13 protein-coding genes and 2 tRNA genes are annotated in these 16,599 nt (G+C 74.3%); 9 read left to right on the top strand and 6 right to left on the bottom strand.

What is annotated here, in order from left to right; all coding sequences use genetic code 11:
- Window positions 1-12 precede the first annotated feature (12 nt).
- The 4 genes from ACZ38L_RS15050 to ACZ38L_RS15035 all read left to right on the top strand — a co-directional run bounded on the left by ACZ38L_RS15050 (window position 13) and on the right by ACZ38L_RS15035 (window position 2,826).
- Complete coding sequence (locus tag ACZ38L_RS15050) at window positions 13-1,371, top strand: AAA family ATPase (RefSeq protein WP_465692985.1); 1,359 nt, start codon at window positions 13-15, stop codon at window positions 1,369-1,371.
- Window positions 1,372-1,599: 228 nt separating this feature from the next.
- Entirely contained in the window at window positions 1,600-1,947 is a 348-nt protein-coding gene (locus ACZ38L_RS15045) for a hypothetical protein (protein ID WP_396568236.1), read from the top strand.
- A gap of 120 nt (window positions 1,948-2,067) precedes the next feature.
- A complete protein-coding gene (locus ACZ38L_RS15040; RefSeq protein ID WP_465692928.1) occupies window positions 2,068-2,676 on the top strand; it encodes a bifunctional DNA primase/polymerase in 609 nt (202 codons plus the stop codon).
- Window positions 2,677-2,752: 76 nt separating this feature from the next.
- Window positions 2,753-2,826: transfer RNA gene (locus ACZ38L_RS15035), tRNA-Lys, on the top strand.
- 315 nt (window positions 2,827-3,141) lie between these two features.
- Here ACZ38L_RS15035 and ACZ38L_RS15030 read toward each other — a convergent pair.
- Window positions 3,142-3,396 carry a hypothetical protein gene (locus ACZ38L_RS15030; RefSeq protein ID WP_465692926.1) on the bottom strand — a complete coding sequence of 85 codons (255 nt, stop codon included), beginning with the start codon at window positions 3,394-3,396 and terminating at the stop codon, window positions 3,142-3,144.
- Window positions 3,397-3,502: 106 nt separating this feature from the next.
- On the opposite strand from ACZ38L_RS15030, the gene ACZ38L_RS15025 reads away from it, so the two are divergent.
- Window positions 3,503-3,784 carry a hypothetical protein gene (locus ACZ38L_RS15025; protein WP_465692923.1) on the top strand — a complete coding sequence of 94 codons (282 nt, stop codon included), beginning with the start codon at window positions 3,503-3,505 and terminating at the stop codon, window positions 3,782-3,784.
- A 100-nt stretch (window positions 3,785-3,884) separates the two neighbouring features.
- Here ACZ38L_RS15025 and pgi read toward each other — a convergent pair whose 3' ends face one another.
- Both pgi and ACZ38L_RS15015 read right to left on the bottom strand, forming a co-directional pair.
- A complete protein-coding gene (gene pgi / locus ACZ38L_RS15020; RefSeq protein ID WP_465692919.1) occupies window positions 3,885-5,546 on the bottom strand; it encodes a glucose-6-phosphate isomerase in 1,662 nt (553 codons plus the stop codon).
- A 148-nt stretch (window positions 5,547-5,694) separates the two neighbouring features.
- On the bottom strand, window positions 5,695-7,275 hold the full coding sequence (locus ACZ38L_RS15015; RefSeq protein WP_465692917.1) for a Na+/H+ antiporter: 1,581 nt from the start codon (window positions 7,273-7,275) through the stop codon (window positions 5,695-5,697).
- 167 nt (window positions 7,276-7,442) lie between these two features.
- Here ACZ38L_RS15015 and ACZ38L_RS15010 point away from each other — a divergent pair.
- The 3 genes from ACZ38L_RS15010 to ACZ38L_RS15000 all read left to right on the top strand — a co-directional run bounded on the left by ACZ38L_RS15010 (window position 7,443) and on the right by ACZ38L_RS15000 (window position 10,136).
- A tRNA-Lys gene (locus ACZ38L_RS15010) sits at window positions 7,443-7,516 on the top strand.
- Window positions 7,517-7,619: 103 nt separating this feature from the next.
- Window positions 7,620-8,069 carry a hypothetical protein gene (locus tag ACZ38L_RS15005; protein ID WP_465692915.1) on the top strand — a complete coding sequence of 150 codons (450 nt, stop codon included), beginning with the start codon at window positions 7,620-7,622 and terminating at the stop codon, window positions 8,067-8,069.
- Between the two features lie 228 nt (window positions 8,070-8,297).
- Window positions 8,298-10,136, top strand: a complete 1,839-nt coding sequence (locus ACZ38L_RS15000; protein ID WP_465692913.1) for an AfsR/SARP family transcriptional regulator — start codon at window positions 8,298-8,300, stop codon at window positions 10,134-10,136.
- Window positions 10,137-10,182: 46 nt separating this feature from the next.
- On the opposite strand, the gene ACZ38L_RS14995 is transcribed toward ACZ38L_RS15000, so the two are convergent.
- Together ACZ38L_RS14995 and ACZ38L_RS14990 are read right to left on the bottom strand one after the other, a co-directional pair.
- Window positions 10,183-10,812 (bottom strand): helix-turn-helix transcriptional regulator, encoded by a 630-nt coding sequence (locus tag ACZ38L_RS14995; protein ID WP_465692911.1) that lies wholly within the window; start codon window positions 10,810-10,812, stop codon window positions 10,183-10,185.
- Between the two features lie 263 nt (window positions 10,813-11,075).
- Window positions 11,076-12,503 (bottom strand): helix-turn-helix domain-containing protein, encoded by a 1,428-nt coding sequence (locus tag ACZ38L_RS14990; protein ID WP_465692983.1) that lies wholly within the window; start codon window positions 12,501-12,503, stop codon window positions 11,076-11,078.
- Between the two features lie 201 nt (window positions 12,504-12,704).
- Between ACZ38L_RS14990 and ACZ38L_RS14985 the strand changes: the two genes are divergently transcribed.
- On the top strand, window positions 12,705-15,101 hold the full coding sequence (locus ACZ38L_RS14985; protein WP_465692909.1) for an ATP-binding protein: 2,397 nt from the start codon (window positions 12,705-12,707) through the stop codon (window positions 15,099-15,101).
- A 26-nt stretch (window positions 15,102-15,127) separates the two neighbouring features.
- On the opposite strand, the gene aspS is transcribed toward ACZ38L_RS14985, so the two are convergent.
- Complete coding sequence (aspS, locus tag ACZ38L_RS14980; RefSeq protein ID WP_465692907.1) at window positions 15,128-16,477, bottom strand: aspartate--tRNA(Asn) ligase; 1,350 nt, start codon at window positions 16,475-16,477, stop codon at window positions 15,128-15,130.
- Window positions 16,478-16,599: the final 122 nt, after the last annotated feature.

Here is a 16,599-nt window from a genome sequence, read left to right as displayed (position 1 = left end):
CGCGTGAGCCCTCTGCAGCCCTCGCCCGCCGCCGACCCGGCCGCGGCGGCCGACGCCGCCGTCACCGCGATCCTGGACGCCACCGTCCGCCCGACCGCCGACGCCGCGCGCGGCGTGGTGGTGGACTCCCCGCCCGGGGCCGGCAAGTCCACCCTGGTGGTCCGGGCGGCGCGCGAACTGGTCGGCGCGGGTGAGCGGTTGATGATCGTCGCGCAGACCAACAGCCAGGTGGACGACCTGGTCGACCGGCTGGCCGGCAAGGCGCCCGGGCTGACCGTCGGCCGCCTGCACAGCAGCGACGCCCGACCAGCCGCCGAGGCGCTGCGGCATGCCAACGTCACCGCCTCGACCAGGCCGGCCGACCTGCTGGAGCAGGACGTGGTGATCTCCACCGCGGCCAAGTGGCAGTGGGTGAAGGGGGTCGGGCCCTGGCGGCACGCGATCGTGGACGAGGCCTACCAGATGCGCTCGGACGCGCTGCTGGCCGTCGCCCGGCTCTTCGAGCGGGCGCTCTTCGTCGGCGACCCCGGCCAGTTGGACCCGTTCACGGTGGTCGGCACCGAGCAGTGGGCCGGGCTCTCGTACGACCCGTCGAGCAGCGCGGTGGTCACCCTGCTGGCACACAATCCGACCATCGTGCCGCACCGGCTGCCGGTCTCCTGGCGGCTGCCCACCTCGGCCGCGCCGCTGATCTCCGCCGCCTTCTACCCCTACACGCCGTTCCGCTCCGGCACCGGCCCGGGCGACCGGCTGCTCGTCCCCACCGTGCGACCGGACGGTTCGGCGGTCGACGCGGCGATCGACGAGGCCGCCGAGCACGGCTGGGCGCTGCTGGAGCTGCCCGCCCGGCACACCGTGCGGACCGACCCGCAGGCGGTGGCCGCGGTCGCCTCGACCGTCCGGCGGCTGCTCGACCGCGGCCTGAGCGCGCACTCCGAACAGGGCCGCACCCCGCTCGCCGCCGGCCGGATCGCCGTCGGCACCGCGCACCGCGACCAGGCGGCCGCCGTCCGGGCCGCGCTCACCGCGCTGGGCGTGCCGGTGGATCCGGCCGCCGGCCCGGCCGTCACGGTGGACACCGCGAACCGGCTGCAGGGGCGCGAGTACGACGTCACGGTCGTCCTGCACCCGCTCTCCGGCCGGCCCGACGCCACCGCCTTCCACCTGGAGACCGGGCGGCTGTGCGTGCTCGCCTCCCGACATCGGCACGCCTGCATCGTGGTGGCCCGGGCCGGCATCCCCGAGCTGCTCGACGAACACCCGGCCACCGAACCGGTGCAACTGGGCGTGACGGTCAAGTTCCCGGACGGCTGGGAGGCCAACCACGCGGTGCTGGCCCACCTCGCCGAGCACCGGGTCCGGCTGCGCTGATCCCACTCGCTCTGCCCTTCCCCACCTGCTTCGACCTGCCTTCCCGCCCCCTTCCCAGCTGCTTTCGACCTGCTTTCGACCTGCCCTGCCCTGCTTTCGACCCGTCCCGACCTGCCGAAGTACGCCCCGGGCGCGAGTGCGGGCCGGTGCACCGTTCCCCCGACCGGGTGCCGCGCGCGACAATGGACGGCGGCCGAGATCCGTTCCTCGTACCGAAGGTGTCCCCGCATGCCAGATCGCCAAGACCCGCCGCGCCGCCTGCGCCCGGCTCCGCTGCTCTTCGAACCCGACGCGCTGGTCGCCGAACCCGAGCGGTTCTTCCAACTGGAGAGCATCGAGGACCCGGCGGAACTGCTGCGCAGGTCGACCGAGTTGGCGCTGGCCTTCCGGATCGCCGCGGAGCGGGCCACCGACTTCCAGGCCCTCGCGGCGGCCCAACTGGCCGACCCACGACGGTTCGACGCGCTCACCCCCGCCGAGATCGGCGCCCGGGTCGACTGGACGCCCGACTACGCGGCGCGAATGATCGACTACGGTCGTGGCCTGCAACGACAGCAGCGCGCGGAAGGCCACTGAGCCCACCGCCAGGTGTCCTTGGCATATGCGGCCGGAAAGCGTACGCCGCCGGGGGCCGTCCTGTCCGGCGAACCCGGCTTTCGTTGCCGCCCGGCCGGCCACCGGAGCACTCTGCTGCGCGTGGACATCTGGACGTATCAATCAGTCGAGTACCTCACGGTGGCCGGCGAGGCCTGGCTGGCCTCCGCCAGCGAGTACCCGCGCAGCATGCGGGCGCTGTGGGAGTCGCGTCCCTGGGCCCCGACCGTGCTCCCGTGCGGCCGGGCCTTCGACGTGGTGAGCATGCCGGCCCTGTTCGGCCGCCGGGTCCTGGCCGAGCTCTGGGCCTCCGGCCCGGGCTGCGGCCCGGTCGCGAGCTACCGGGGGCGACTGCTGATCTTCGTCCAGCCGGGCGCCGCCCCCCGGCTGCGCACCCTGCTCGCCTGGGAGGAGTGGGCCCGGGACGTCCCACCGCTGCTCTGCCACGGCCAGGGCGACGCGGTCACCGTCCCGCCCGTGCAGCGCATGGTCGACCAGCCCGACTCCCCCGGCGCCGGCCCCGGCCGCTGGCTGGTCGCGCCCGACAGTCGCGAGCCCTGGCTCCCGGGCGCGGCCGTCCTGCTCTGGGCCTGCGTCCGCGCCGCCCGCGGCGACGACACCCCGCACGCCCCCGCGCACCCCGAGCCCGCCGTCGCCCGCACCCCGCTCACCCCCCGCCCGGTCCACCTCCACCCCCTGCCCACCGCGTGACCCCGTCCACTCCCGCCCAGCGGTATTCGATTTTGGCCCGCCCCTCCCCCGCTGCTACAGTCTTCTCTGTCAGCAGGCGCCGCTAGCTCAGTTGGTTAGAGCAGCTGACTCTTAATCAGCGGGTCCGGGGTTCGAGTCCCTGGCGGCGCACCTGAGGATTGTGGGCCTCTTCGCTTCGGCGAAGGGGCCCACAATCGTTTTGCGAACGCTTACCGCGCGCACTCCAGCGGTCCGCGGCAGCCACTTGGCAAGTGGCCCACACATCGCCTGGCAGGTGACCACGGACCGGTCCGTCGCCGCACACAGGACAAGGCGTCAGCGCCCCCGATTGATCCCCAAGTCAGCGGTGACCGATGTTCCTTCATCGGCCACCGCCCCGCCGAGGCCTTCCGTCCGCCACCACATCCGCAAGGCGGGGCCCCGGCTACAGATCCGGTTGGGCCTCGCCTTTCAGTGCCGATTCGCCTACTCCTCGGTCTTCAGCTCCTCAACACATCGGATATATCTCGCTGGCAGCCCCAGGGCCTGAATGAGCTCGCGAATCAGCTCCACTTTCGCCGGCGCCAGGGGTTGCTCCTCGTCGGAGAGGACATCGCAGAGAATCCCTGGTCCCAGCTCGGCTTCGTCTGCCTGAACACAGGAGAGAAAGTCCTGCACCACAGGCGCGGGGAGATGCCCGGAGAGCATCGCGGCCAACTCACGCGATCTGTCACCAATCATCGGCATGCTCCTGGGGCCGGGAAAGCACTCACGACACCGCGACCACTGGAGTGGCGGGGCAGCCGAAACCTGAGCTCCCAGTGCCCCCGGCAACCTGAACCGGCCGGTGTTCGGGCTGGTCGCGTTCTTCTACCTGTTGATCGCCGCTGTCGCGCCCGGCTGGTTCTCGGCCGTCCGGTGGTCGTGGCTGACCGTGGCCGGCGCGGTGACGTACCCCCTCTACCTGCCGCACGAGGAGATCGACTGGACCGTGTTCCGGCACTACGGCCGAGAGGTCAACCCGCTGGGTCCGGTGCTCGGGACCGCGGCCGTCATGGTGCTGATCGCCTGCTGGCGCACCGGATCATCGAGCGACCGGCCCCCCGGGCGCTGCGGCAGGTACTGCTGAGGGCCGCCGACCAGATACGGACGGCCTGACCCCACCGCGAACGGGTCCGGCCCCGCGCCTCGGGAGGTGCGGGGCCGGACCCGTGTCACGGGACCCGCGGTCAGCGCCCGCGGAGCTCGCGGTAGCGGGCGACCAGGTCGGCGGTGGAGCTGTCGAGGGCGTCGGCGCCCTCGCCGGTGAGCAGGATCGGCTCGATCCGCTTGGCCAGCACCTTGCCCAGCTCGACGCCCCACTGGTCGAAGGAGTCGATGTTCCAGACCGCGCCCTGCACGAAGACCTTGTGCTCGTACAGCGCGACCAGCTGGCCGAGGACGGACGGGGTCAGCTCATCGGCGAGCAGCACCGTGGTGGGGTGGTTGCCGCGGAAGGTGCGGTGCGGGACCTGGTGGGCCGGCACACCCTCGGCGGCGACCTCCTCGGCGGTCTTGCCGAAGGCGAAGGCCTGCGCCTGGGCGAAGAAGTTGGCCATCAGCAGGTCGTGCTGGGGGGCCAGGGCGGCCGGCAGGTCGTCGACCGGCTTGGCGAAGCCGATCAGGTCGGCCGGGATCATCTTGGTGCCCTGGTGCAGCAGCTGGTAGTAGGCGTGCTGGCCGTTGGTGCCGGGGGTGCCCCAGACCACCGGGCCGGTGGTCCAGCCGACCGGGTTGCCGTCGCGCTGCACCGACTTGCCGTTGGACTCCATGTCCAGCTGCTGCAGGTAGGCGGTGAACTTGGAGAGGTAGTGCGAGTAGGGCAGCACCGCGTGCGACTGGGCGTCGAAGAACGCGCCGTACCAGATGCCGAGCAGGCCGAGCAGGAAGGGGACGTTCTGCTCCAGCGGGGCGGTCCTGAAGTGCTCGTCCACCAGGCGGAAGCCGTCCAGCATCTCCTGGAAGCGCTCCGGGCCGATGGCGATCATCAGCGACAGGCCGATCGCCGAGTCGTAGGAGTAGCGGCCGCCCACCCAGTCCCAGAACTCGAACATGTTCTCGACGTCGATGCCGAAGTCGGCGACGCCCTGGGCGTTGGTGGAGAGCGCCACGAAGTGCTTGGCCACCGCCTCCTGGCCGGCGCCCAGCTGGTCGAGCAGCCAGGTCCGGGCCGAGGTCGCGTTGGTGACGGTCTCGATCGTGGTGAAGGTCTTGGAGGCGACGATGAAGAGCGTCTCGGCGGCGTCCAGGTCGCGGACCGCCTCGTACAGGTCGGCGGGGTCGACGTTGGAGACGAAGCGGAACGCGAGGTCGCGCTGGCTGTAGGAGCGCAGCGCCTCGTAGGCCATCGCCGGGCCCAGGTCCGAGCCACCGATGCCGATGTTGACGACGGTGCGGATCCGCTTGCCGGTGTGACCGGTCCACGCGCCGCTGCGCACCCGGTCGGCGAAGGCGGCCATCTTGTCGAGCACCGCGTGCACGCCCGGCACCACGTTGACGCCGTCCACCTCGATCACCGCGTCGCGCGGGGCCCGCAGCGCGGTGTGCAGGACGGCGCGGTCCTCGGTGACGTTGATCTTCTCGCCGCGGAACATCGCGTCGCGCAGCTCGGCGACGCCGGTCGCCTCGGCCAGCGCGTACAGCAGCTCCAGCGTCTCGTCGGTGACCAGCTGCTTGGAGTAGTCCACGTGCAGGTCACCGACCCGCAGCGAGTAGCGGCTGCCGCGCCGCGGGTCCGCGGCGAACAGCTCGCGCAGGTGCAGCTCGCCGAGGTCCGCCCGGTGCTTCCCGAGGGCGGCCCACTGCGGGGTGCGGTCCAGGGGGGTACGGCCGCTGACGGGGTTCTCCGGCATCGGTTTCTCTCCTCGAATCGGTCTGACCAACGGTGTCCGACCCGGGGGGAAGGACCGGGCCGGCCGCCGGTGCTTGTGGCGGGATCGACCGGCCCAGCCTACGGAAGAGTCAGCACCCTTTGCGCCATCGCGACCTGACGTGGTGCGGTCATTTACGAGCCGATCGCAGGTCGAGCCCGCGCAGCACCTGGTCGACCAGCTCGGGATCGGTCCCCGGCTCGGAGCGGGCGGCGAGCACCTCGCGGCGCGAGGCCGCCAGCAACTCCTGTTCCAGCGCGCGCAGTCGGCGCAGCGCGGCGACCCGGCGGCGGACCTCGGCGGACTCGTCCTCCTCGTACTGCTCGGGGCAGAGCCGGGCCAGCCGGTCGTGCTGGCGGGTGCGCAGTTTCTCCACCAATTCCGGCGGGAGTTCATCCTCGTGTTCCAGTTCGGCCAACCGGTCCAGCCCGGCCCGGGCGGCTCGCCACCAGAGCTGGCGTTCCTGCTGCTCGCGGCGGTCCAGGTGCGGGTCGATGCCGAGCAGCCGGACCAGCCAGGGCAGCGTGAGGCCCTGGAACAGCAGGGTGAACAGGACCACGGAGAACGCGACCAGGATGATCCGGCCACGGCCGGGGAAGTCCGCGCCGCCGTGCACGGTGAGCGGGACGGCCAGTGCCAGCGCGACGGTGGCCACCCCGCGCATCCCGGACCACCAGAGCACCACGGTCTCCCGCCAGCCGAGCGGCACGTCGTCCTCGCCGCGGCTCAGCCGCCGGGAGATCCAGGCGGCCGGCAGCAGCCAGAGCAACCGGACCAGCACCACCACGACGATCACCAGGGCGGCGTCACCGAGCATGTCCTGCCAGCCCGCTCCGGCGTCCCGCAGCACGGTGGCCAGCTCCAGGCCGATCAGGCCGAACGCCACGCCGGTGATCAGGATCTCGACGATCTCCCAGAACGCGCCGCCGACCAGCCGGTAGCCGACGTCGTCCGCGTCGACCGCCCGTTCGGCCAGGTAGAGGCCGCAGACCACGACGGCCAGCACCCCCGAGCCCTCGGTCTCCTCGGCCAGCGTGTAGGCGGCGAACGGGACCAGCAGGTTCAGCGCGACCTGCTGGGTCGGGTCCGCCAGCAGTGCGGCCAGCCGGGCGTTCAGCCAGCCGAGCGCGATCCCGACCAGCACTGCCAGCACCGCGGAGAGCACGAAGCGCTGCAGGGCGTGCCAGGCCGAGAAGTCACCGCTGACCAACGCCTCGACGGCCAGCGCGTAGATCACGATCGCCGTCACGTCGTTGAACAGCCCCTCGCTCTCCAGCACCGCCACCAGTCGCCGGGGCAGCCCCACGCTGCCCGCCACCGCGACCGCGGCCACCGGGTCCGGCGGCGAGACCAGCGCGCCCAGCGCCACCGCGGCGGCCAGCGGCAGGGCCGGCGCCAGCGCGTGGAAGGTCGCCGCGACCGCCGTGGTGGTGACCACCACCAGGGCCACCGCGAGCAGCAGGATGGTGCGCAGGTTGGCCCGGAAGTAATGCAGCGAGGCGCGCCGGGCCACCGCGAAGATCAGCGGCGGCAGCACCAGCGGCAGGATCAGGCCCGGTTCGACGGCGATGTTGGGGATCTGCGGGATCAGCGCCATGACCAGCCCGAACACGGTCATCAGCACCGGCTGCGGCACGCCCGTGCGGCGGGCCAGCGGCATGGTGACCACCGAGGCGAGCAGCACCAGGAAGAGCAGGGAGAGCTGGGCCACGGGCGGGACCTTCCGACGACTGGGGGTTCGGGCCAGTGATATCCCACATGGGCGGTTATGTCCGGAAGGCCGCACTTCGGGGCGGGCCACCCCCGGGCAGCGGCGGCGGATGAGGAACCGATTAGACCGAACGGCCGCCGACCAGGTAATGTTTCCCCTGTCAGCAGGCGCCGCTAGCTCAGTTGGTTAGAGCAGCTGACTCTTAATCAGCGGGTCCGGGGTTCGAGTCCCTGGCGGCGCACAGCGAACGACCGAAGGGCGTCCTCCCAGTGGGAGGGCGCCCTTCGGCGTTCCCGGGTGCCCTACCCTGGCCGGGGCACGGCCTCGAAGTGAGGGGTTCGGTTATGCGAGTCGGAATCACCGGGTACCGGGGGCTGTCGGAGATCACCGAGATGCTGGTGCGCGGGGCGATGTGGGAGCTGGTCACCACGTACGGGCCCTACGAGCTGGTCGGGGTGACCTGCCTGCGGCCGGGGCCGGAGACCTGGTTCGCGCAGGCGGTGCGCGAGCACGGGGGCAGGATCGAGATCATCGTGCCGGCGAGCGGCGGGGCGCTGCCGGCCGGTGAGATCGCACGGGAGGCCACGGCGGTGCACCGGCTGGCCCCGGTGGCGGCCGGCGGGCTGGGCGACGACCTCGGGCGCGCGCTGGTCGGGATGGTCGACGAGGTGATCGCGGTCTGGGACGGCGCGCCGGACTGCGAGCCCGCCGAGGTGGCCGCGCTGGCCCGGCGGGCCGGGCTCTGGGTGCACGAGATCTGGCCGGACGGCTGCCAGCGGCCGGCCCGGGACTAGGGACGATGCCCGGAGGGGCAGCGAGTGCTGCCCCCGGCCCCGCCCGTCCGGGATACGCACACCGCCCCGGTCGCCGACGAACTTCCGCTAGCTGTTCTTCCTGTTGGAACGCCCGCCGGGCTGTTTGGCTGATGGGGCAAGCACCGTGCCGCCGCCCGCCGACCCGTCCGCACCGGAAGGGACGGGAGGCGGCACGGTCCGGACTCGACAGAGACGGAGGACACCCCTTTGCTGGACCCGTCCGCGACCGGTCAGGTCATCGCCCGCTCCCCCGTCCGCCCGGCCCACCCGGCCGAGTCGATGGAGACCCTGCACCGCGCCCTGAGCGCCGCGGCCGCCGGGAGGGACGGGGCGGCGCTGCTGGTCCGCGGCGAGGCCGGGATCGGCCGGACCACGTTCCTGGGCGAGGCCGCGCTGCTCGCCGAGCGGCTGGGCTTTCGCACCGCGTGGGCCCGCAGCCATCCGCCGGTCCACGAGGAGCAGCTGGTGACCGTGCGCCAGCTGCGCGAGGAGCTGGACCGTGGTGGTTCCGGCCCGGCCCGGCCCGGGCACCCGCTCTGCCGCACGGCCGGGGCGGGCACCGGGCTCTACCGCTCGGTGGCCGCCGCGCAGACGGACCGGCCGGTGCTGCTCGCCATCGACGACCTGCAGTGGTGCGACGCCTGGTCGCTGCGCGAGGTCAGCCACCTGCTGCACCGGCGGACCGGGCTGCGGGTGGTGGTGCTGGCCGCGCTCCGCGGCGATCTGCCGGCCACCCACCCCGAGGCCTGCCGGGACGTGGTGACGGCGATGCGGCAGCTACGGCTGCGTGGGCTGGACCGGACGGCCGCCGAGCAGCTGGTCCGGAGCGTGCTGCCCGGCACCCCCGATCCCGGCTTCGTCACCGCCTGCCTGCGCGCCACCCGGGGCAATCCGCGGCTACTGCTCGCCCTGCTCACCGAGCTGGCCGAGCACGGGGTCGAGCCCGACCGGATGGGTGCCGGGCTGCTCGCCCGGTTCGCGCCCGAGGTCGCGGCGCAGCACGTACTGGCGGTGGCCGGCGGGCCGGACGGCGACGCCTGGCGGCTGGCCGCCGCGCTGGCGGTGTTGGGCGGCCGGGCCACCCTGGAGCGGGCCGCCGCGCTGGCGGGGCTGCCGCTGGAAGGCGCGGCGCACGCGGCGGACCGGCTCTTCCGGGCCGAGCTGCTGGCCACCGGGCGGCCGTTGGCGTTCTCGCACCCGATCGTCGGGGACGCGGTGGCCCGGCACCTGCCGGCCGGCACCGCCGCCTGGCTGCACGGACGGGCGGCGGTGCTCGCTCCGGCGGCGGCCACGGTTCCCACGACCGCCGCGGCTCCCACCCCGGTGACGGCCCCGGCCGCGCTGACGCCCCCGGTCGCGCCGCCGGTCACCGAGCTGCGCTGCCTGGGCGGCTTCCGCCTGGTCGTGCAGGGCCACGAGGTGGACTGCTCGTCGGCCCGCCCCAAGACCCGCAGCCTGCTCCGGCTGCTCGCGCTGCACGGCGGCAGGGCGGTGCACCGCGAGGTGCTCCTCGACGCGCTCTGGCCGGACCTGCCCTCGGACGCGGGGGTCCGCAACCTCCAGGTCACCGTCTCCCGGCTGCGGGTGCTGCTCGGCCCGGGGCTGCTGGTCCGCACGGGCGCCTCGTACGGCCTCGCCTTGGAGGGCGAACTAGTCAGCGACGTAAGGGAGTTCGAGCACGCGGCGGACGCCGCCCGGGGGTACGCCCGGGCGACCGGGGAGGAGCGGGCGGCCGGCCTGCGCGCCGCCCGCCGCTGGTACGGCGGCGACCTGCTGCCGGAGGAGGGGCCGGCCGAGTGGGTGGTCGAGGAGCGGGCCCGGCTGCGGGCCCGGGCGGCCGAGGTCTCCGCGCTGCTGGCCGAGGCCGAGCTGGCCACCGGCCGCATCCGGGCCGCGGTGCGGGCCGCCGAGGAGAGCCTGCGGCTGGAGCCGTTCCACGACGCGGCGTGGCGGACCCTGATCGACGCCTACCGGCGGGCCGGCGACCGGGCGTCGTCCGAGCAGGCCTCGCGGCGCTACGACGACATGCTGTCGTCGCTGGCCTGACCGGAAGGGGCTGGCCCGCCCCGAGCAGGCCGACCCGGTCCCGTCGTCAGATCAGCCCCTGGCGCAGCGCGTACGCGACGGCGTGGGTGCGGTTGCGCAGCTGGAGCCGGCTGGTGACGTCGTGCAGCACGTTCTTGACGGTCCGTTCGGAGTAGGCGAGCTGCTGGGCGATCTCGCGGGTGTCGTGCCCCTCGGAGACCAGCCGCAGCACCTCGATCTCCCGCTGGTGCAGCCCGGAGAACGAGAGGCCACGCGGGTCGAGGATCTGCCGCTGGATCCGGCCCATCTGGTTGAGCAGCCGCCCGAGCAGGTCCGGCGGGATGGCGCCCTCGCCGCGGACGGCCGCGCCGAGCGTGGCGACCAGCTGGTCCGCGGTCGCCTCGGAACGCCGCAGCAGCCCGACCACCCCGCACTCCACGGCGGTCGCCACGGCCGCGTCGTCCAGCGCCGAGACCACCAGGACCAGCGCGGCGGGCACCGCCCGGCACAGGCCGCGCAGCGAGCTGACCACCCGCTGGTCCACGCTGTCCGCGACGACCAGGACGACGTCCGCCGGGCTGGGGTCGGTGCTGGCGAGCAGCCGCAGCTCGGGCCGGGTGCGCAGCTGGGCGGCGACGCCCGACTGCGAGATGGGGTCGTCGGCGTGGATGCGAACGGCCATGCGCGTCGCGGTCATGAGGGGTCTCCCGGGTGGCTCGGGCCGGCCGTGAGCCTTGGTGTCGGGCGGTCCGGGTCACCCGGGCCGGCGGCCGGCGGATCCTGCCCGCGTGCCGACCGCCGTCCACGGTTGCCCGTTCGATCCGGCCGGTCGGCCACGGGCCGATGCCCTCGAGTGTGACGGACGCTGCCTACCAGGAACCTAACAGGCGATCCCCCCGGCTCACCGCCGCAGGACGGACGGGCGGACGCACGGGCCCGGTCCCGCCGCTCCCCGCCCGACTAGGCGAGTTCGGCGAGCTCGACGAGCTCGGCGAACTCCGCGGAATCGGCGAGCTCGGCGAGATCGGCGAGCTCGGTGGCGTAGCACTTCACCAGCGGCGGGATCCGGTAGTCGCCCCCGCCCAGCGGCTCGACCAGGTGACCTGCCGTCAGCTCATCCAGTGCCGCGGCCACGCCGGACCTCGGCAGGCCCAGCCGGGCCGCCAGCGACCGCCCGCAGAACCGGTCCCCCGGCAACCCCCCGAGCAGCCGGAACACCTCCGCCGCCGAGAGCACCGCCGCCCGGTCCTGGACCACCGACGCCAGCCCGGTCCAGGCCACCCTCCCGGCACGGCGCGGCTGCTCGGGCCCGCTCCCGGACAGCGCCAGGTAGCTCTCCCGCAGCCCTTGACGGACCGACAGGTCCCCCACCACCAGCTCGTCCAGCAGCCGCTCCCGGTCGCCGAGGCGTTCGGCGAGCGCCGCCACGCCCCAGGTGGGCCGCCCGGCCAGCCGGGCGCCTGCCGCCCGCAGGGCGAGCGGGAGGCCGGCACAGGCGGCCAGCACCTGGTCCACCGCCGCCGGCTCGGCGGCCACCCGGTCGGCTCCGATCAGCCGGCCGAGCAACGCGGTCGCGTCCGGCCGTTCGAACGGGCCGAGTTCGAGGGGGTGTCCCGGGTGCTGCCCCGTGGTCAGCCGGCGGCGGCTGGTGACCAGTACCCCGCAGGAGCCGGTGTCCGGCAGCAGCGGCGCCAGCTGCGTCGCGTCCGCCGCGTCGTCCAGCAGCAGCAGGAAGCGCCGGCCGGCCACGAGTCCGCGGTAGCGGGCGACCCGTTCGGGCTCCCCGTGCGGCACCTCCTCGGCCGGCACGCCGAGCATCCGCAGCAGGCGGCCGAGCAGCGCGGTCGCGTCCGGTGGGTTCTCGGTCCGGCCGCGCAGGTCGAGGTGGAGCTGCCCGTCCGGGAAGCTCTCGCGCGCCCGATGGGCCGCGCGGACGGCGGTGACCGTCTTGCCGACCCCGGCCGGGCCGGTCAACACGGCCATCGCCATCGCCTCCGCGCCGGTGCCGTCGCCCGCACCCGCGAGGATCTCGTCGAGCCGCTCCAGCTCCGCCGTCCGACCGGAGAAGTCGGCTATGTCCGACGGGAGTTGGGCCGGACGGACGAGCGGACGCGGCGGCCCGCCCGGCACGTTCCCGACACCGCCGGCCCCACCCCGCAGGGCCCGTTCGGCCGTCGCGGCGCGCAGGAAGTCGGCCCGCACCGGACCGGCCAGCCCCAGCGCGGCCGCCAGCGCCTCCACCGAGCGGCGCTGCGGCACCCTGGCCCGCCCCCGCTCAAGGTTGCCGACCGCCCGCGCGCTCAGTGCCGCGGTCTCCGCCAGCGTCTCCTGGGTCATGCCCACTGCCTTGCGATGCCGCCGGAGCAGCTCCCCGAAACTCCCCAGCATCCCGTAGGTACCCAACTTTGTTGCCCCTAAGGTCACTATGTTCGTGCCCCTCCAAGGGGTTACGACGTACCCCGGCTGCCATCGGTTACAGAGTGACGCGTATTTTTTTGGTGACCAGCCGTGGGCGAACAGTAGCCGAACGCCGGCCCGAGGGGGGCAGTGTCACCACGGCGAGTAACTGGGAATCCGGGGGGCATCGACATGACATATCAGGCACCGGCGGACGACCCGGGGCGAACTCCGGACGAACCGCCCGCCTTCGACCGTCTCCTGCTGACGCACCGTCGCACCGCCGGACTGACGCAGAGTGAACTCGCCGCCGCGTCCGGGGTGAGCGTCCGGGCGATCAGCGAGCTGGAGACCGGGCGCAGCCGGGCGCCCCAGCACCGCTCGGCCCAGGCCCTGGCCGAGGCCCTCGGTCTGGCACCGGCCGCCCGGGAGGTGTTCCTGCGCGCGGCCGGCGCCGGCCGCGCGCGCCGCCGGGGCGCACCGCCGGCGCGGCCCGGCGCGCCGCCCCAGGCGACGCGAGGGCGCCCGGCCGGCCCCACGCCACCCGCCGCCCCCGCCGACTTCACCGGCCGGCGCGCCGAACTCCGCCGCCTGCACGCCCTGGTGGCGGGCCTCGAGGCGGCCCCCAGCGGCCCGGCCCCGGTGGTCGTCACGCACGGCCCCTCCGGTCTGGGCAAGACCTCGCTGGCGCTGCGGCTGGCCGCGGAGAGCGCCGCGAGTTTCCCGGACGGCGTGCTCCATCTCGACCTGCGCGGCGCGGGCACCTGGCCGCTGGCCGCCGAGGAGGCACTGGCCCGGTTGCTGGAGTCGCTGGGCGTCCCGGCCGACCGGCTGCCCCGCGACCAGGCCGAACGGGTGGCGCTCTACCGGTCGCTGCTGCATGACCGGCGGCTGCTGCTGATCCTGGACAACGCGCACGACGAGGGCCAGGTGCGGCCGCTGCTGCCGGGCAGCCCGGGCAGCCTGACCCTGTTGACCAGCCGCCGCTCGCTGGCGGGCCTGGAGGTCAGCGAACGGCTGCCGCTGGACGTGCTCCCGGAGGCCGACGCGGTCGAGCTGCTCGGCCGGCTCGCCGGCACCGGCGCCGAGGCGGGCGCCGGTGACCTCGCGGAGCTCGCGGTCCTCTGCGGCCGCCTCCCGCTCGCCCTGCGGATCGCCGGCAACCGCCTGGCCGGCCGCCGGGGCGAGACCCCGAGCGCCCTGGCCGAACAACTGCGTGACGAGGCACGCCGGTTGGACGGTCTGGCCGACGGCGATCTCCAGCTGCGCTCCGCGTTCCAGCACTCCTACCGCTGCCTCCCCGAGCGGGCGCGCCGCCTGTTCCGCCGGCTCTCCCTCGTCCCGGGCCACGACTTCGGGCGCGGCACGGCCGCCGCCCTGACCGGCCTGCCGGAGACCACCGCCGAGGAGGTCCTGGAGGCGCTGGTGGACAGCGGGCTCCTGGAGCCGGCCCAGCAGGCGTTCCGCTATCGCTTCCACGACCTGGTCCGGCTGTTCGCCGGCGAGTCGCTGGAGCGGGACGAGACGCCGGCCGAACAGCGCCGGGCCCGGGCCGAGTTCATGATCTGGCTGCTGGAGACGGCCACCTGGTCCGGCCACCGCTTCGACCCCCCGCCGTCCGGGCCCGCGCGCCCAGCCGCCCCGGACGAGTGGAGCCGGGCGCTGCGCTGGCTGGACGCCGAGCGGGCGAACTGGCTGGCCGCCGCCCGGTGGGCGGCCGAACTCGGCCAGCACCGGCGGGTGGTGGACCTCGCCGAGGCCATGCACTGGTTCGCCGACCTGCGCAGCACGCTCAGCTCGTGGAGCGAGCTGTTCGAGCTCGCCGCCGGCTCCGCGCGGGCCCTGGGCAGCCGCCGCGAGGAGGCGACCATGCTCAACTACCTGAGCTGGACGCTGAGTCTCTGCGCGGGACGCCACCAGGAGGCGGTCACCGTGGCGGGCCGGGCGGCGATGTCGGCCCGGCTGGCCGGCGACCTGCTGGCCGAGGCCTGGTCGCTCACCTACCGCGCCACCGCGCTGCGCCGGCTCGGCATGCTGGTCGAGGCGGCCGTCGAGTACCGGAGCTCGGCCGCCCTGATGGCCGAGGCCGGCTACCCGACCGGCCGGTGGGTGGCCCGACGCCATCTGGGCACCACGCTGAGGGCGTTGGGCCACTCCGAGGAGGCCGCCGGGATCCACCGCGAGGTGGTGGACCAGTACGAGTCGGGCCACGGCGACCCACCGGGCAGCGTCCACCAGACCGCGGCACTCGCCCTCGCCCTGCGCGAACTCGGCGAGGACGAGATGGCGTTGGGCCACTGGGAGCAGGCCGCCACGGCGTACGAGCGGGTCGTCCCGCTGCTGCGCAGCCTGCAGTCGCGCTCGACCCTGGCCCAGTCCCAACTCGCCCTGGGGCGGGTGCGGTTCGAACTCGGCAGACCGGACGTGCTGGACTGCCTGGACCCGGCACTGGCCTACTTCGAGCAGTCGCCGGACCTGACCGCCCAGGCCAGCGCCCTGCGTGAACTGCGCTGCTCGGTGGAGCAGTTGGCGCCGAGCGGCGCGCTCCGCGACCAGTGGGCGCGCGCCCTCGAGCTCTGCCGCACCTGACCGGACGACGGGACGACCGGTGGGCGCTACGGCGTCAACCGGTTCGGCCCCCGGAACAGGAACCCGGCGTCCCGGATCGACCCCAGCCCCAGCAGCACCATCAGCACCCGCCCGAGCCCCAGCCCGAACCCACCGTGCGGGGGCGTCCCGTACCGGAAGCAGTCCAGGTACGACGCCAGTGGTTCCAGCGCCATCCCCTTCTCCGTCGCCTGCGCGCGGAGCACCTCGTACCGGTGCTCGCGCTGGGCGCCGGTGGTGATCTCCAGCCCCTGCCACAGCAGGTCGAAGCTGGCCGTCACCGACGGGTCGGCGGCCCGCCGGTGGTGGTAGAACGGGCGCACCGACGCCGGGAAGTCGGTGACGAAGACGAACGCGTGCCCGTGCTCCTCGGCGACCAGCGCGGCCAGCCGCCGCTCGCCCTCCGGGTCCAGGTCCTCGGCGACGCCCTCCGGGTCCCACCCCGTGGCGCGCAGCCGGGCCAGCGCCTCGGCCATCGTGACCCGCGGGAACGGCAGCGCGGGCACCACCGGCTCCACCCCCAGCAGCTCGCGGATCGCCTCGCCGTGCCGCTCGGTGACCCGGCTCAGCACCCGGTGCAGCATCCGCTCCTCGAAGGCCATCACCTCCTCGACGTCCTCGATCCAGGCGATCTCGACGTCGACACCGGTGAACTCGGTCGCGTGCCGGGAGGTGAAGGAGGGCTCGGCGCGGAAGACCGGCCCGATCTCGAAGACCCGGTCGATCCCGCCCGCGATCGCCAGCTGCTTGTAGAACTGCGGCGACTGGGCGAGATACGCGGTGCGGTCGAAGTACCCCACCCGGAACACCTCGGCACCGGACTCCGAGGGGGCGCCCATCAGCTTGGGGCTGTGCAGCTCGGTGAACCCCTCCTCGGCGGCCACCTCGCGCATCGCCTGCTCGACCGTGGTCTGCACGGCGAGCACCAGCTGCCGCTCCGGGCGGCGCAGGTCGAGGAAGCGCCAGTCGAGCCGGTGCTCGGGCCCGGAGTGCTCGTCGATCGGCAGCCCGGCCTCGGCGAGCGCGACGATCTCCACCCGCTCGGGCCTGACCTCCAGGCCGCCGAGCTTGACGATCGGGTTGGCCACCACAGTGCCAGTGATCTTCACCGCGGACTCCGGGGTGAGCCGTTCCAGGGCCGCCTCGACCGGGTCGCCGTCGCCTCCCCTGCGGTGGGTGACCTGGACCAGGCCGGTGTGGTCGCGGACCACCACGAACTGCATCCGGCTCTGCAGCCGGAGGGCGTTGATCCAGCCGTGGACGGTGACGGTCTCCGCGGGATCCGCCGCGGCCCCGGTCCGGGCCCCGGGCTGGGCCCCGGCGAGGCGGGCGAGCTCACGGATCAGGGTGCGGGCCATGGTGCGGCTCCCGGTGTGCTGGCGCGTTGTTCGCGCACTCGGCGGGTGGTAGACGGCCACCCGGGGGACCCCCACGCTAACCACGTGATCAGCGCCCGGTCACCTGGTTTTCCGCTCCGGTT

This window comes from Kitasatospora sp. NPDC024654 (assembly GCF_055559155.1).
This window is presented reverse-complemented; position numbering and strand designations above follow the sequence as displayed.

Bases quoted from the DNA above. Each gene is read 5' to 3' on its own strand.
- ACZ38L_RS15045 (WP_396568236.1), top strand. From the start codon at position 1,600: ATGCCAGATCGCCAAGACCCGCCGCGCCGCCTGCGCCCGGCTCCGCTG.
- ACZ38L_RS15030 (WP_465692926.1), bottom strand. From the start codon at position 3,396: ATGATTGGTGACAGATCGCGTGAGTTGGCCGCGATGCTCTCCGGGCAT.
- pgi (WP_465692919.1), bottom strand. From the start codon at position 5,546: ATGCCGGAGAACCCCGTCAGCGGCCGTACCCCCCTGGACCGCACCCCG.
- ACZ38L_RS15005 (WP_465692915.1), top strand. From the start codon at position 7,620: ATGCGAGTCGGAATCACCGGGTACCGGGGGCTGTCGGAGATCACCGAG.
- ACZ38L_RS14995 (WP_465692911.1), bottom strand. From the start codon at position 10,812: ATGACCGCGACGCGCATGGCCGTTCGCATCCACGCCGACGACCCCATC.
- ACZ38L_RS14990 (WP_465692983.1), bottom strand. From the start codon at position 12,503: ATGCTGGGGAGTTTCGGGGAGCTGCTCCGGCGGCATCGCAAGGCAGTG.
- ACZ38L_RS14985 (WP_465692909.1), top strand. From the start codon at position 12,705: ATGACATATCAGGCACCGGCGGACGACCCGGGGCGAACTCCGGACGAA.
- aspS (WP_465692907.1), bottom strand. From the start codon at position 16,477: ATGGCCCGCACCCTGATCCGTGAGCTCGCCCGCCTCGCCGGGGCCCAG.